Genomic DNA, 15,497 nt, shown 5'->3' with positions numbered 1-15,497 from the left:
CTCAGCATAAGGATATCCGTTCCTTATAATACACGCAGCTCCTTCACATCGTAAGGAGCTGCCAATCGATTATCCGCTATTATTCTTCCTCGGAAACCTGAACAGTTTCCTGAGATTGAGCATTTGCTTCTTTTATGCTCAAACGGATACGACCCTGACGGTCCACTTCCAGTACCTTGACTGGTACTTCCTGGCCCATCTGCAGATAGTCGGTCACTTTCTCAACACGCTTGTCAGCGATCTGAGAAATATGTACCAGACCTTCTTTACCGCCGCCGATAGCAACAAAGGCACCAAAGTCAACGATACGGGTCACTTTGCCCTGATAGATACGGCCCACTTCAATTTCAGCGGTGATCTCTTCGATACGACGAATAGCATGTTTCGCTTTTTCGCCGTCAGTCGATGCGATTTTCACCGTACCGTCATCTTCGATCTCGATAGTCGTACCGGTTTCTTCGGTCAACGCGCGGATCACCGAACCACCTTTACCGATCACATCTTTGATCTTGTCAGTGCTGATCTTGATGGTATGAATACGCGGTGCGAATTCAGAGATATCGCCACGCGGTGAGCTGATAGCCTGCTCCATCACGCCCAGAATGTGCAGACGTGCACCTTTGGCTTGATTCAGGGCAACCTGCATGATTTCGCGGGTAATACCTTCGATTTTGATATCCATCTGCAGCGCGGTAACGCCTTCACGGCTACCAGCTACTTTGAAGTCCATGTCGCCCAGGTGGTCTTCGTCACCCAGAATGTCAGACAGAACCACGAAGTTGTCGCCTTCTTTCACCAGACCCATCGCGATACCGGCAACGGCAGCCTTGATCGGCACACCAGCATCCATCAGCGCCAATGACGCACCACACACGGACGCCATAGAAGAGGAACCGTTGGACTCGGTGATTTCGGATACCACACGCACGGTGTACGGGAAGGCTTCCGGTTTCGGCATCACCGCCAGCACACCACGTTTAGCCAGACGACCATGACCGATTTCGCGGCGTTTCGGCGAGCCGACCATACCGGTTTCGCCCACGGAGTACGGCGGGAAGTTGTAGTGCAGCAGGAAACGATCGGTACGTTCGCCGGTCAGCTCATCAATGATCTGTGCGTCACGCTCAGTACCCAGCGTCGCGGTCACCAGCGCCTGAGTTTCACCACGGGTGAACAGTGCGGAACCGTGGGTACGCGGCAGCACACCAGTGCGCACGTCCAGACCGCGGATCATGTCTTTTTCACGGCCGTCGATACGCGGCTCGCCACGCAGAACGCGGCTACGCACCACATTCTTCTCGATGCTGCCGAGAATATCGCGCAGTTCATTTTCGTCCAGCGTGTCGTCTTCTGCCAGCAGAGCGGCAACCACGTCAGACTTGATGACATCAACCTGTGCGTAACGCTCTTGTTTTTCGGTGATGCGATAGGCATCGCCCAGACGGGCTTCAGACAGCGCCTGCACACGGTTGTGCAGTTCAACATTAACTTCCGGTGCCTGCCAGTTCCACTTCGGCTTGCCAGCTTCCGCCGTCAGCGACTTGATGTTCTCGATAACCACCTGCTGTTGATCGTGACCGAACACGACCGCACCCAGCATCTGATCTTCGCTCAGCAGATCCGCTTCAGATTCAACCATCAATACCGCGCCTTCAGTACCGGCAACCACCAGATCCAGACGGCTGGTTTTCAGTTCTTCGGTAGTCGGGTTCAGCACATACTGGTCGTTGATGTAACCCACGCGAGCCGCACCAATCGGGCCGTTGAACGGAATACCGGACAGACTCAGCGCAGCGGAAGCACCGATCATGGCGACGATATCCGGGTTAACCTGCGGGTTAACGGAAACGACAGTGGCGATAACCTGTACTTCATTAACAAAACCATCTGGGAACAACGGGCGAATCGGACGGTCGATCAGACGGGAAATCAGCGTTTCGCCTTCGCTTGGACGGCCTTCACGACGGAAGAAACCACCGGGAATACGGCCAGCAGCGTAGGTACGCTCTTGATAGTTAACGGTCAGCGGGAAAAAGTCCTGACCCGGTTTGGCCTGCTTGGCACCAACCACGGTTACAAATACCGCGGTGTCATCCATGCTAACCATCACAGCGGCAGTGGCTTGACGCGCCATCATGCCGGTTTCCAGTGTCACGGTATGCTGGCCGTACTGGAATTTACGAACGATCGGATTAAGCAAAATACTGTCCTTTACCAGAGGCGTGCGCCATATCCCTGATACGGCACACCAGTTAGTATCCGACCCGCGCATTACATCCTCGCGACTAATGACAACCTTCATCTGACACCACAGATAAAGCCTCTCATTAGCCGCGCGAATCGCTGTAATAACGGATCATATTCACAACAGCAATACATTACTCTGTTTTGCTGGCACTTCCTAGAAGAAAGGGGCCCAAAGAGGCCCCTTTCTCCTGAAACTCGTCGAATTAGCGACGCAGACCCAGACGTTCAATCAGGGTGGTGTAGCGTGCCAGATCTTTACGCTTCAGGTAGTCCAGCAGCTTACGACGCTGAGAAACCATACGCAGCAGACCGCGGCGGCTGTGGTGATCTTTTTTGTGCTCAGCAAAGTGACCCTGCAGATGGTTAATCTGAGCAGTCAGCAGAGCAACCTGAACTTCGGTAGAACCGCTGTCATTCGTACCACGACCAAATTCCGCAACAATTTTCGCTTTTGCTTCAACGCTTAGAGACATGATTTACTCCAAAATATTATAGATAGAACAGGCGCCGATCTCTAATTCAGCCGCCCAGTATTTAAGCCGCGCTATTTTACTCTCAGCGCCATCTAATCGCAAGGCGCTCAGACATCCGTCGGCACAGGGTTTTCTACTACCAGACGACGCGGCGCGACCCGCCCCTCGTCATCGATTTCCCCCATGCCAATAAAGCGGTGTTCGTCACCCTCGGTGATGCGCACCATACCGTTAGCTGGTGTAGTTGCGGCTCGTACCGCCTGCCCCAGTTTGAGATACCCCGCCACCACCGGCGTCAGATTAACCTCCGGAAATGCCTGCACGGCGGTATCCATCGGCAACAGCAGCACATCCAGCAATTCACCGATCGGCTGCGCCTGCGCTTCCGCCTGTTCACGCAACGCCTGCAACTGCTCCAGAGTCACCATCCGCTCGATCGGGTAAGTTGCCACCTGCAAACGGCGCAGGTAAATAACATGGGCACCACACCCCAGTTTCTCGCCCAGATCATCAATGATGGTGCGGATGTAAGTTCCCTTGGAGCAATGAATTTCCAGCTCCAGTTCATCCCCTTCCCAGCGGATAAACAGCAACTCATATACGGTGATATCACGAGCTTCACGCGGCACCACCAGCCCCTGACGCGCATACTCATACAGCGGGCGGCCCTGATGTTTCAATGCGGAATACATTGACGGCACCTGTTGGGTATCTCCGCGGAAACTGTCCAGCGCCTGCATCAGCAGGTCATGGGTAAAGGTTACCGGACGTTCCTGGATAACATTGCCATCGGCATCCGAAGTATCTGTGCGCTGCCCCAGACGGGCAATCACCCGATAACGCTTATCGGCATCCAGCAGGTACTGGGAAAACTTGGTCGCTTCACCCAGGCATATCGGCAACATGCCGGTTGCCAGCGGGTCCAGCGCGCCGGTATGCCCGGCTTTATTGGCATTAAAGAGGCGTTTTACCTTCTGCAGCACATCGTTAGACGATGCTCCTTGCGGTTTATCCAGCAGCAAAACACCGTGGATATCCCGGCCGCGGCGACGAGGACGCGACATTACCCCTCCTGCTCATCATCTGCGGCAGGGGTACGACGTTCCGCATCACGTCTGACCACGTTGGTCACCAGATTAGACATCCGCATCCCTTCTACCAGAGAGTTGTCATAGGCGAAGGTCAGTTCCGGCACAACACGCAGACGCATGGCCTTGCCTAACAACATACGGATAAAACCAGACGCATCCTGCAACGCCTTCACTCCGGCTTTGACCTGCTCCGGTTCGTTGTCATTCAGAAAGGTCACAAACACTTTGGCGTAAGCCAAATCGCGTGACACTTCCACGCCGGATACCGTCGCCATGCCCACACGCGGATCTTTCACTTCACGCTGAATGATAATGGCGATTTCTTTTTGCATTTCCTGAGCCACACGCTGCGTGCGGCTGAATTCTTTTGCCATGATGAATCCTTAGAGAAAAATCGGGGGGCACTCGGCCCCCCAGCATGAAAACATCAAGTACGTTACTGCACGTATCAATCGATGGTGCGTTTGATCTCAATAGTTTCAAACACTTCGATCACATCACCCGTGCGAACGTCATTGTAGTTCTTCACACCGATACCACATTCCATACCATTACGGACTTCGTTAACGTCGTCTTTGAAGCGGCGCAGGGATTCCAGCTCGCCTTCAAAGATAACTACGTTGTCACGCAGCACGCGGATTGGGTTGTGACGTTTCACCACACCTTCGGTCACCATACAACCGGCAATTGCGCCAAACTTCGGTGACTTGAACACATCGCGCACTTCCGCCAGGCCGATAATTTCCTGCTTGTATTCCGGTGCCAGCATACCGCTCATGGCCTGCTTCACTTCGTCGATCAGGTCATAGATGACGGAGTAGTAACGCAGATCCAGACCTTCTGCCTCAACGATGCGACGGGCAGAGGCATCCGCACGCACGTTAAAGCCAAGGATGATCGCGTTGGATGCCGCAGCCAGAGTGGCATCGGTTTCGGTGATCCCACCCACGCCGGAACCCACAATCTTGACTTTGACTTCGTCGGTGGAGAGTTTCTGCAACGAATCGGAAATCGCTTCCACAGAGCCTTGAACATCGGCTTTCATCACAATGTTCAGCTCGGAAATTTCGCCTTCGGTCATGTTGGCGAACATGTTTTCCAGCTTGGATTTCTGCTGACGCGCCAGCTTCACTTCACGGAACTTACCTTGACGGTAAAGTGCTACTTCACGAGCTTTCTTCTCGTCACGCACTACAGTCGCTTCGTCACCCGCCGCCGGTACACCGGACAGACCCAGGATTTCCACCGGAATAGACGGACCAGCTTCGGTAATTTCACGACCCAGTTCGTCACGCATAGCACGCACGCGGCCATATTCGAAGCCACACAGAACGATGTCGCCCTTGTTCAATGTACCTTCGCGTACCAGCACGCTGGCAACCGGACCACGGCCTTTGTCCAGGAAGGACTCGATCACCACGCCGCTGGCCATGCCGCTGCGAATGGCTTTCAGTTCCAGAACTTCGGCTTGCAGCAAAATGGCTTCCAGCAGTTCATCGATGCCTTCACCGCTTTTGGCGGATACATGCACAAACTGCGATTCACCACCCCACTCTTCCGGCATGATGCCGTATTGAGACAGTTCGTTTTTAACGCGATCTGGATCGGCTTCCGGTTTGTCGATTTTGTTCACAGCAACCACCACCGGTACTTTGGCAGCCTTGGCATGTTGAACAGCTTCGATGGTCTGCGGCATCACGCCGTCATCAGCAGCTACTACCAGCACCACGATATCGGTCGCCTGTGCACCGCGCGCACGCATGGCGGTAAACGCGGCGTGCCCCGGCGTATCCAGGAAGGTAATCATGCCGTTGTCAGTTTCGACATGATAAGCACCGATATGCTGGGTAATACCACCGGCTTCGCCAGCCGCTACCTTGGTGGAGCGGATGTAGTCCAGCAACGAGGTTTTACCGTGGTCAACGTGACCCATAATGGTCACTACCGGCGCACGCGATTCGGCTGAGGACAAACCGGTATCACGATCGCTCATTACCGCTTCTTCCAGCTCGTTTTCACGGCGCAGGATCACCTTATGACCCATTTCTTCCGCTACCAGCTGCGCGGTTTCCTGATCGATAACCTGGTTGATGGTAGCCATCGCGCCCAGCTTCATCATCGCCTTGATGACCTGAGAACCTTTGACGGCCATCTTGTTCGCCAGCTCAGCTACAGTAATCGTTTCGCCGATGACCACATCGCGGTTAACCGCCTGTACCGGCTTATTAAAGCCTTGTTGCAGCGTACTCGGCTTACGTTTGCCTTTGCCGCCGCGAGTCACCGCACGGGCTTCTTCACGATCAGCTTTCGACTCAGACAGGCGATTGCCTTTCTTCTGTTTGGCTACTTTGCTGCCGCGACCGCGACCGCGACCACCTTCGACCTGACGATCATTCTCATCTTCCGCTTCACGAGCGTGATGAGAGGTGGTTACGTGATAATCGGCGTCTTCGGTTACTTCACTGCCTTCTTTTTCCCAGCGTCCGGCATTTTCTTCTGCCATACGGCGAGCCTCTTCTGCGATACGACGAGCTTCTTCCTCGACCTTACGACGAGCCGATTCTTCCGCCTTACGCTTGAGCTCAGCCGCTTCCGCTTCGCGACGCGCTTTCTCAGCCTGAGCTGGTTTAGTCATACTATCGTTTTGTTGGTTGCTCACTTTCTCTTTTTCCGCTACGTCACGCTTAGCTTTTTCAGCGGCCTCACGTTTGGCTTGCTCTTCAGCAACAGCGCGCTTTGCCTTATCTTCTTCCTCACGTTTGGCCTTTTCTTCGGCCTCACGTTTGGCTTGCTCTTCGGCTGCGCGCTGCGCCTGTTCTTCCGCTTCACGCCGTGCCTGCTCTTCCTCTGCCGCCGCCTGCTGCTCGTCGAGAGGATCGCGTTTTACATAGGTACGCTTCTTGCGGACTTCAATCTGCACCGATTTACTCTTACCACCGGTGCTGGGGATATTTAAAGTGCTACGTGTTTTACGCTGCAGTGTCAATTTTCCCGGCGCACCGCCGCGATCACGGTTCAGGTGTGCCAGCAGTGTTTCTTTCTCATTCTGAGTCACAGAGTCCGACGCAGACTTGGTGATTCCCGCATCAGCAAACTGCTGTATCAGGCGGTCAACCGGCGTCTGGATCTCTGCGGCCAGTGATTTTAGGGTTACATCTGTCATGCTGTTCCTTTCCTGCTACAGTTCGTTATTCGTTACTGCCACCAAACCAACAGATATTACGTGCAGCCATAATCAGCTCGCCGGCTTGCGTTTCATCAAGCCCTTCAATATCTGCCAGATCGTCGACGCCCTGCTCAGCAAGATCTTCCAGCGTGCAAACACCGCGCGCGGCCAGTTTAAACGCCAGCTCACGGGACAGACCAGATAAATTGAGCAAATCTTCCGCAGGCTGACCACTGCCGCGGTTTTCTTCATTCGCCAGAGCCAGCGTGGTCAACGCCGCTTTCGCCCGCTCACGCAGCGCTTCGATGGTTTCTTCATCCAGACCATCGATCTCCTGCAACTCATGCATAGGGACATAAGCCAGTTCTTCCAGCGAGGAGAAACCTTCTTCAACCAGCGCCGTTGCGAACTCTTCATCAATATCCAGGTGCTTGGTGAAAATATCGATGGCGGCATGTGCTTCTGCCTGGTGTTTCGCCTGCAGGTCTTCAATTGTCATCACGTTCAGTTCCCAGCCACTCAGCTGAGAAGCCAGGCGAACGTTCTGACCGTTGCGGCCGATAGCCTGCGCCAGATTGCCTGCTTCAACTGCGATGTCCATAGTGTGCTTGTCTTCATCGACCACGATGGACGCCACATCGGCAGGTGCCATAGCATTAATGACAAATTGTGCCGGATTATCATCCCACAGCACGATATCGATACGCTCACCACCTAGCTCGCTGGATACCGCCTGAACACGCGCACCGCGCATCCCCACACAGGCACCGACCGGATCAATACGCTTATCATTGGTTTTGACCGCGATCTTGGCGCGAGAACCCGGATCACGGGCTGCGGCTTTGATCTCAATAACTTCTTCGCCGATTTCCGGCACTTCGATACGGAACAATTCGATCAGCATTTCAGGGCGGGAACGACTCACGAACAGCTGTGCTCCGCGCGCCTCCGGACGAACGGCATACAATACGCCACGAATACGGTCGCCCGGTCGGAAGTTCTCACGCGGCAGCATGTCTTCACGACCAATCACGGCTTCAGCATTGCTACCCAGATCCAGCGAGATGTTATCGCGGTTAACTTTTTTCACCACACCGGTGACAATTTCGCCTTCCTGTTCACGGAACTGATCAACCACCATGGCACGCTCAGCTTCACGCACTTTCTGTACGATAACCTGCTTGGCAGTCTGAGTAGTGATGCGGTCAAAAGTGACAGACTCGATCTGATCTTCAATGTAGCCGCCCAGCTCGATACCCGGCTCTTCGAATTGCGCCGCTTCCAGCGTGATTTCACGTGTCGGCTGGGTGACTTCGTTGACAGCCTGCCAACGACGGAAAGTATCGAAATCGCCGGTTTTGCGATCGATACAGACACGAACATCAATCTCCTGCTCGTATTTTTTCTTGGTCGCTGTCGCCAGTGCAGTCTCCAGCGCTTCAAAAATCTTTTCGCGCGGCACGGCTTTCTCATTAGAAACCGCTTCAACAACAGCCAGAATCTCTTTATTCATCCTAGTTGCCTCATCCAAACTTTAAAAGTGGGGTACCAGGTTCGCCTTCTGGATATTGCTCAGCGCGAACACTTCATCTTTGCCTTCCACTGTTACAGTGATCATTTCGCCCTCAACGGACTTGATGATGCCCTGCCACTTACGGCGATTCTGCACCGCCATGCGCAGCACCAGGCTAACTTCTTCACCGATAAAACGCTCGTAATGCGCTGCGGTAAAGAGCGGCCGTTCCAGGCCCGGCGACGACACTTCCAGGTTATAGGCAACGGATATGGGATCCTCAACATCCAGTACCGCACTGACCTGGTGGCTAACATCAGCACAATCATCAACAGTGATGCCATCTTCACTATCAATATAGATTCGCAGTGTCGACTGGCGTCCCCGAATGAACTCAATGCCCACCAGCTCATAGCCCAGGGCTTCAACAGGTGCCGAAATCATCTCTGTTAACTTTTGTTCTAATGTGGACAAGCCCACCCCCAAGACATAAAAAAAGGGCTTAATAGCCCAGTAATTCTGCTGTCAGATAACAAAAAACCCCGATATATCGGGGCTTTGTGCAACTGGACCCTATTTACCGCAAACTGCTGCGGCATAACTACCATCAAGTATTCTTTCAGAATTCACCGTAGATAACGCGCTTGATGCAATACAGTTTATTTGAAAAAAAACTTTTCAGAGAAGTTAAGTGGTTGCGGGGGCCGGATTTGAACCGACGACCTTCGGGTTATGAGCCCGACGAGCTACCAAGCTGCTCCACCCCGCGTCCGAAAACGTGGCAAATACTACGCTGACAACTTCGAAAATGCAAGTTATCTATAGGATTGGTACCGAGGACGGGACTTGAACCCGTAAGCCCAATCGGGCACTACCACCTCAAGGTAGCGTGTCTACCAATTCCACCACCTCGGCATCACAATTGCTTTTTTATCATCAGCGGCGTTTACCTGCTGATGAAACGCCCGCGATTATTTAGGAATATCGCTCGACGGTGCAGCCGGTGCTTTCGACTGCTCTGCTTTCTCGGTCGCAGCTGGCTGGTTCAGGTTTTCCCACTCGCTGCCTTTCTTGCTGTGGTCGGAACTCATATTCCCCAGAATCAGGCTGAGTACGAAAAACAGCGTGGCAAACAGCGCCGTCATTCGGGTCATGAAATTGCCGGATCCGCTCGAACCAAACAAGGTAGCGGAAGCCCCTGCTCCGAACGACGCTCCCATATCTGCACCTTTACCCTGCTGCAGCATGATCAGACCAACCAGGCCAATCGCTACAATCAGGAAAATTATCAGAAGAGCTTCGTACATAGTCGTACCTGTTATTTGTCCCCACCAACTGGTAAGGCATCACTAATTCTTGCGGCTTACCCGCGACTACCCGCCAGGAGAGGTAACTCCCCTACAAAGCGGGTCTGAATACTAACTAAAGCATTGGACGTGCGCAAGGGTAATTTGGTGCCAAGCCGCTGATTGAGGAAAAAATCAGCGACAGGAAAGAAAAGATTAGAAAATACTGGCTAGCCGACTGATTACACAAGCATTCATACCTGTCACGCCGAGTGACGGCATCGCCTCCGTCACTCGGCCAGCACATGATTCTGCCCTTAACCAGCCGCTTTTACCGCATCAGCAATGCGGTTTGCCATCTGCGTAACGGTCACTTCGTCTTCCCCTTCCACCATTACCCGGATCAAGGGTTCAGTACCTGATTTACGCAGTAGTACCCGGCCACGACCGGCCAATTGCTCTTCCACAGCTTGCGTGGCCTGTTTCACCAACTCGCTTTCCAGTGGGTCGCCTTCTCCAGAGAAGTGCACATTGACCAGTATTTGCGGAAAGAGCTTCATGCCGCTGCACAGGTCATGCAGGCTCATATGATTGCGGACCATCGCTGTCAGTACCTGCAAGCCTGCGATAACGCCATCACCAGTGGTGGTTTTATCCAACAGGATAACGTGACCGGAGTTTTCCGCCCCCAGACGCCAGCCTTTTGTCTGCATCAACTCCAACACGTAGCGATCTCCGACCTTGGCACGAGCAAATGGGACGCCTAACTGTTTTAACGCCAGCTCCAGCCCCATGTTACTCATCAATGTGCCAACTGCCCCACCACGCAGTTGTCCCTGCCGTAACGCTTCGCGTGCAATAATGTACAGGATCTGATCGCCATCGACTTTATTGCCCTGGTGATCAACCATAATCAGACGATCACCATCACCATCAAATGCCAGACCGACATCCGCTTTTTCAGACAGTACACGCGCCTGTAACTGCGTGACGTCAGTCGCTCCGCACTGTTCATTGATATTCATGCCATCAGGCTCACAACCAATGGCAATCACCCTGGCGCCTAATTCACGCAATACGCTAGGTGCGATATGGTAGGTCGCGCCATTAGCGCAATCCACCACGATTTTAAGTCCGCTGAGGCTCAGCTCACTGGGAAACGTGCCTTTACAAAATTCGATATAGCGCCCGGCGGCATCAACGATACGGTTCGCCTTACCTAATTCGGCGGACTCGACACAGGTCAATGGCTTTTCCATTTCTGCTTCGATCGCCTCTTCTACTTCATCCGGCAACTTGGTGCCGTCAATCGAGAAGAACTTGATACCGTTATCGTAGTAGGGGTTATGTGACGCCGAAATCACGATCCCGGCTTCAGCACGAAAAGTGCGGGTCAGATAAGCCACTGCGGGGGTTGGCATAGGCCCGGTAAACGATGCAGACAAGCCAGCCGCTGCCAGTCCGGCCTCAAGCGCAGACTCCAGCATATAGCCGGAAATACGAGTATCTTTGCCAATAATAATTTTTTTGGAACCATGACGTGCCAGAACTTTTCCAGCGGCCCATCCTAGTTTCAATACAAAATCAGGCGTAATCGGCAGATCACCTACCTTGCCCCGAATACCGTCAGTGCCAAAATATTTGCGGCTACTCATAATTGTTGTTATTCCTTCGCTGATAGAGTTGCTTCAACTACACGTATTGCATCCACCGTCGCTTTTACATCATGGACACGGATAATATGAGCGCCTTTCATAGCAGCAATAACCGCACATGCCACGCTGCCATAAACCCGTTCAAGCGGCGGAACACCCAGCAATTGTCCAATCATGGTTTTTCTGGACATACCAACCAGTAACGGCAAACCGAAACGGTGTAATTCTTCCAGGTGTCCAAGCAACCGATAATTATGTTGCAGATTTTTGCCGAAGCCGAATCCCGGATCCAGCAATAACTGGTCACGTGGAATCCCAACTGCGACACAACGGGCAATATGATGCTCAAAAAATGCCGAAACCTCACCTACTACATCGTCATAATGCGGCGTATGTTGCATGGTTCTGGGCAGGCCTTGCATGTGCATCAGGCACACGGGAAGACCAGTGGCCGCGGCCGCCTCCAGTGCTCCCGGTTCTCTGAGCGCACGAATATCGTTGATCAGATGTGCACCGACCTCGGCACAGGCGGTAATCACTTCAGGTTTGGACGTATCCACCGAAATCCAGGTTTCAAAGCGTTGTGCCAATGCTTCCACCACCGGAACAACCCGATCCAACTCTTCATTGGTGCTAACTTCATCTGCACCTGGCCGGGTAGACTCGCCGCCCACATCAATAAAAGTGGCTCCGGCAGAAATCATCTGCTCAGCATGGATCAAAGCCGCATTCAGTGTGTTGTGTTTACCACCGTCAGAAAAAGAATCCGGGGTTACATTCAAAATCCCCATAACCTGGGGGCAGGAGAGATCCAGCGTTGATCCACGAGCATTCAATTTCATGTTTTGCTTCCCACATTCGTCTAACCCGCATTCCCTACCGGAGTAAAAAACCCCGGCAAGCCGGGGTTGGAGGGAAGCGTTGGCCCACTAAAGGCCGCCATACCATTACTTGTCGTTCAAAGGCCCGGACATGGTATTACCCGGTGTCGGCGCATGAGGTTCATCCACCGGCGTCGGTGCCTTGGGAGCCCCACCATTGTCAGACGACGAAGAGTTATTACCGGAAGTTGGCTCTTCCCAACCCGCTGGCGGGCGAACATCTTTACGCGACATCAAGTCATCAATTTGCGGCGCATCGATCGTTTCATATTTCATCAGCGCGTCCTTCATCGAATGCAGAATGTCCATATTAGCCATCAGCAATTCGCGGGCACGCTGGTAGTTACGTTCAATCAACGCCTTCACTTCCTGATCGATGATTCGCGCCGTTTCATCCGACATATGCTTAGCTTTGGCTACAGAACGGCCGAGGAACACTTCACCTTCTTCTTCCGCATACAGCAATGGCCCCAGCTTTTCTGAGAAGCCCCATTGCGTCACCATGTTGCGGGCGATGGACGTTGCCACTTTGATGTCGTTGGAAGCACCAGTAGAAACATGCTCGGATCCGTAGATGATTTCTTCAGCCAGACGGCCACCGTACAGTGTAGAGATCTGGCTTTCCAGTTTCTGACGGCTGGCGCTGATCGCATCGCCTTCAGGCAGGAAGAACGTCACACCCAGAGCACGGCCACGCGGAATGATCGTCACCTTATGCACCGGATCGTGCTCTGGCACCAGACGACCAATAATCGCATGGCCCGCTTCGTGATAAGCGGTCGATTCTTTCTGTGCTTCGGTCATCACCATAGAGCGGCGTTCCGCCCCCATCATGATTTTGTCCTTGGCTTTCTCGAACTCCACCATCGAAACCACACGACGGTTACCGCGAGCTGCAAATAACGCCGCTTCGTTCACCAGGTTAGCCAAATCTGCACCGGAAAAGCCCGGCGTGCCGCGTGCGATAACAGAAGCGTCAATATCCGGCGACAGCGGTACGCGACGCATGTGGACTTTCAGAATCTGCTCACGGCCACGGACATCCGGCAAACCGACCACCACCTGGCGGTCAAAACGACCGGGACGCAGCAGCGCTGGGTCCAGCACGTCAGGACGGTTAGTCGCGGCGATAACGATAATGCCTTCGTTGCCTTCAAACCCATCCATCTCAACCAACATCTGGTTCAGCGTCTGCTCACGTTCGTCATGACCACCGCCCAAGCCCGCGCCACGTTGGCGGCCCACGGCGTCGATTTCATCGATAAAGATGATGCAGGGTGCCGCTTTCTTGGCTTGCTCGAACATGTCACGCACACGAGAAGCACCGACGCCCACAAACATTTCTACGAAGTCAGAACCGGAAATGGTGAAAAACGGCACTTTCGCTTCACCGGCAATAGCTTTCGCCAGCAAGGTTTTACCGGTCCCTGGCGGGCCAACCATCAGCACGCCTTTCGGAATTTTACCGCCCAGTTTCTGAAAGCGGCTCGGCTCGCGTAGGTACTCAACCAGCTCGGCAACTTCTTCTTTGGCTTCATCACAGCCCGCCACATCGGCGAACGTGGTTTTAATCTGATCTTCCGTCAGCATCCGTGCCTTGCTTTTACCAAAAGACATGGCACCCTTGCCGCCTCCGCCCTGCATCTGGCGCATGAAGAAAATCCAGACACCAATCAGCAACAGCATTGGGAACCAGGAAATGAAGATCGAAGCCAGCAGGCTCGGTTCTTCCGGCGGCTCGCCAACCACTTTCACATTTTTGGTCAGAAGGTTATCCAGCAGTTTAGGATCGTTGACAGGGATGTACGTGGTGTAGCGGCTGCTGTCTTTTTTGACAACATTGATCTCGCGCCCGTTGATACGCGCTTCACGGACCTGATCCTGATTCACTTCAGTCAAAAAGGTTGAATAATCCACCCTACGGCCATTCGACTCGCTGGGCCCAAAGCTCTGGAATACGGACATCAGCACGACCGCGATGACCAACCAGAGAATCAGGTTTTTCGCCATGTCACTCAAGGGATTAACCTCATATTACAACTGTGTTAAAAAATAGCGTCAGGGTACTACAGTTTACGACCTGTCGCTACAATGTACACCTCACGGGACCGGGCTCGCGAGGCATCTGGCTTACGAATCTTCACCGTCGTAAACAGGGAGCGAATCTCTCGCAGATACTCATCGAAGCCCACGCCCTGAAATACTTTCACTACGAAACTGCCACCGGGCGCTAATATATCCCGACACATGTCCAGCGCAAGTTCCACCAGATACATGGCGCGGGGAATATCCACCGCCGGTGTACCGCTCATGTTCGGGGCCATGTCGGACATCACCACCTGAACCTTCTCGTCTCCAACCCGTTCCAGCAGGGTTTTGAGCACTAATTCATCACGGAAATCCCCTTGAAGGAAATCGACTCCAACAATAGGATCCATCGGTAAAAGATCGCACGCGATAATGCGCCCTTTTCCACCAATCTGACTCACAACATACTGGGACCATCCGCCTGGCGCTGCGCCAAGATCCACCACGGTCATGCCGGGTTTGAACAACCGGTCAGTCTGCTGTATTTCATCAAGTTTAAACCAAGCACGCGAGCGAAGCCCTTTTTTCTGCGCCTGCTGTACATATTTATCGCTAAAGTGTTCCTGCAACCAGCGACTGGAACTTGCAGAACGCTTTTTGTTAGCCATCGATTTTCCAACTATGATTTTTTCTAACTAGTGTTAATTAAGTGTCCGCGGCGGGCAAAACGTCCCAATGACAACCAATCTGCATAGCCGGATTGGTGATAATCATGAGATGGCGGTAGAATGACCCGTTTTCAATCCCAACCTAAGCAAAAAAGACAATGAATCTGAGTAACAAACAAAAACAGCACCTGAAAGGCCTGGCTCATCCGTTAAAGCCAGTCGTCATGCTGGGCAATAACGGCCTCACTGAAGGCGTTTTGGCTGAAATCGAGCAATCTCTGGAACATCACGAACTGATCAAGGTGAAAATCGCCGCTGAGGATCGTGAAACCAAAGGCCTGATTGTCGAAGCCATTTTGCGCGAAACCGGTGCCAGCAATGTCCAGGTCATCGGCCACACTCTGGTACTCTATCGTGCGTCAAAAGAACGCAAGATTGTGTTGCCGCGTTAACATTTTTGATTCAGGTTACCCTGTTTCCCGGCAAGGT

At 53.1% G+C, this 15,497-nt stretch carries 13 protein-coding genes and 2 tRNA genes; 1 reads left to right on the top strand and 14 read right to left on the bottom strand.

Annotation, left to right across the window (positions count from 1 at the left end; translation table 11 throughout):
* Positions 1 to 79: 79 nt before the first annotated feature.
* The 14 genes from pnp to rlmE all read right to left on the bottom strand — a co-directional run bounded on the left by pnp (position 80) and on the right by rlmE (position 15,008).
* On the bottom strand, positions 80 to 2,200 hold the full coding sequence (gene pnp / locus OB87_RS17525) for a polyribonucleotide nucleotidyltransferase (protein ID WP_033570746.1): 2,121 nt from the start codon (positions 2,198 to 2,200) through the stop codon (positions 80 to 82).
* A 250-nt stretch (positions 2,201 to 2,450) separates the two neighbouring features.
* Entirely contained in the window at positions 2,451 to 2,720 is a 270-nt protein-coding gene (gene rpsO / locus OB87_RS17520) for a 30S ribosomal protein S15 (protein ID WP_012771120.1), read from the bottom strand.
* A 107-nt stretch (positions 2,721 to 2,827) separates the two neighbouring features.
* Entirely contained in the window at positions 2,828 to 3,784 is a 957-nt protein-coding gene (gene truB / locus OB87_RS17515) for a tRNA pseudouridine(55) synthase TruB (protein ID WP_033570686.1), read from the bottom strand.
* Complete coding sequence (gene rbfA, locus OB87_RS17510; RefSeq protein ID WP_033570685.1) at positions 3,784 to 4,185, bottom strand: 30S ribosome-binding factor RbfA; 402 nt, start codon at positions 4,183 to 4,185, stop codon at positions 3,784 to 3,786. Before rbfA ends, truB begins: the two co-directional genes overlap by 1 nt.
* 74 nt (positions 4,186 to 4,259) lie before the next feature.
* Positions 4,260 to 6,974 (bottom strand): translation initiation factor IF-2, encoded by a 2,715-nt coding sequence (infB, locus tag OB87_RS17505; RefSeq protein WP_033570684.1) that lies wholly within the window; start codon positions 6,972 to 6,974, stop codon positions 4,260 to 4,262.
* Positions 6,975 to 6,999: 25 nt separating this feature from the next.
* A complete protein-coding gene (nusA, locus tag OB87_RS17500) occupies positions 7,000 to 8,490 on the bottom strand; it encodes a transcription termination factor NusA (RefSeq protein WP_033570683.1) in 1,491 nt (496 codons plus the stop codon).
* Between the two features lie 21 nt (positions 8,491 to 8,511).
* A complete protein-coding gene (rimP, locus tag OB87_RS17495; protein ID WP_033570745.1) occupies positions 8,512 to 8,964 on the bottom strand; it encodes a ribosome maturation factor RimP in 453 nt (150 codons plus the stop codon).
* Between the two features lie 218 nt (positions 8,965 to 9,182).
* Positions 9,183 to 9,259 (bottom strand) — tRNA-Met (locus OB87_RS17490).
* 59 nt (positions 9,260 to 9,318) lie between these two features.
* A tRNA-Leu gene (locus OB87_RS17485) sits at positions 9,319 to 9,405 on the bottom strand.
* A gap of 56 nt (positions 9,406 to 9,461) precedes the next feature.
* On the bottom strand, positions 9,462 to 9,797 hold the full coding sequence (gene secG, locus OB87_RS17480) for a preprotein translocase subunit SecG (protein WP_033570682.1): 336 nt from the start codon (positions 9,795 to 9,797) through the stop codon (positions 9,462 to 9,464).
* Between the two features lie 296 nt (positions 9,798 to 10,093).
* The gene (gene glmM / locus OB87_RS17475; RefSeq protein WP_033570681.1) at positions 10,094 to 11,431 is read right to left on the bottom strand and encodes a phosphoglucosamine mutase; all 1,338 of its coding nucleotides are present in this window, start codon (positions 11,429 to 11,431) and stop codon (positions 10,094 to 10,096) included.
* An 8-nt stretch (positions 11,432 to 11,439) separates the two neighbouring features.
* The gene (folP, locus tag OB87_RS17470; protein ID WP_033570680.1) at positions 11,440 to 12,273 is read right to left on the bottom strand and encodes a dihydropteroate synthase; all 834 of its coding nucleotides are present in this window, start codon (positions 12,271 to 12,273) and stop codon (positions 11,440 to 11,442) included.
* A gap of 105 nt (positions 12,274 to 12,378) precedes the next feature.
* On the bottom strand, positions 12,379 to 14,331 hold the full coding sequence (gene ftsH, locus OB87_RS17465) for an ATP-dependent zinc metalloprotease FtsH (RefSeq protein WP_072025502.1): 1,953 nt from the start codon (positions 14,329 to 14,331) through the stop codon (positions 12,379 to 12,381).
* A 47-nt stretch (positions 14,332 to 14,378) separates the two neighbouring features.
* Positions 14,379 to 15,008, bottom strand: coding sequence for a 23S rRNA (uridine(2552)-2'-O)-methyltransferase RlmE (gene rlmE, locus OB87_RS17460; RefSeq protein WP_033570678.1), 630 nt, complete (start codon positions 15,006 to 15,008; stop codon positions 14,379 to 14,381).
* A 158-nt stretch (positions 15,009 to 15,166) separates the two neighbouring features.
* On the opposite strand from rlmE, the gene yhbY reads away from it, so the two are divergent.
* Entirely contained in the window at positions 15,167 to 15,460 is a 294-nt protein-coding gene (yhbY, locus tag OB87_RS17455) for a ribosome assembly RNA-binding protein YhbY (protein WP_033570677.1), read from the top strand.
* Positions 15,461 to 15,497 lie beyond the last annotated feature (37 nt).

The sequence above is a fragment of the Dickeya undicola genome (genome assembly GCF_000784735.1).
Taxonomy (GTDB): Bacteria; Pseudomonadota; Gammaproteobacteria; order Enterobacterales; family Enterobacteriaceae; genus Dickeya; species Dickeya undicola.
Note: the sequence above shows the minus strand (reverse complement) of the source record. Positions and strands in the feature narration are given on the sequence as shown.

Coding starts and splice junctions, on each gene's coding strand:
- truB (WP_033570686.1), bottom strand. CDS start 3,784: ATGTCGCGTCCTCGTCGCCGCGGCCGGGATATCCACGGTGTTTTGCTG.
- rpsO (WP_012771120.1), bottom strand. CDS start 2,720: ATGTCTCTAAGCGTTGAAGCAAAAGCGAAAATTGTTGCGGAATTTGGT.
- rbfA (WP_033570685.1), bottom strand. CDS start 4,185: ATGGCAAAAGAATTCAGCCGCACGCAGCGTGTGGCTCAGGAAATGCAA.
- yhbY (WP_033570677.1), top strand. CDS start 15,167: ATGAATCTGAGTAACAAACAAAAACAGCACCTGAAAGGCCTGGCTCAT.
- infB (WP_033570684.1), bottom strand. CDS start 6,974: ATGACAGATGTAACCCTAAAATCACTGGCCGCAGAGATCCAGACGCCG.
- rlmE (WP_033570678.1), bottom strand. CDS start 15,008: ATGGCTAACAAAAAGCGTTCTGCAAGTTCCAGTCGCTGGTTGCAGGAA.
- nusA (WP_033570683.1), bottom strand. CDS start 8,490: ATGAATAAAGAGATTCTGGCTGTTGTTGAAGCGGTTTCTAATGAGAAA.
- secG (WP_033570682.1), bottom strand. CDS start 9,797: ATGTACGAAGCTCTTCTGATAATTTTCCTGATTGTAGCGATTGGCCTG.
- glmM (WP_033570681.1), bottom strand. CDS start 11,431: ATGAGTAGCCGCAAATATTTTGGCACTGACGGTATTCGGGGCAAGGTA.
- folP (WP_033570680.1), bottom strand. CDS start 12,273: ATGAAATTGAATGCTCGTGGATCAACGCTGGATCTCTCCTGCCCCCAG.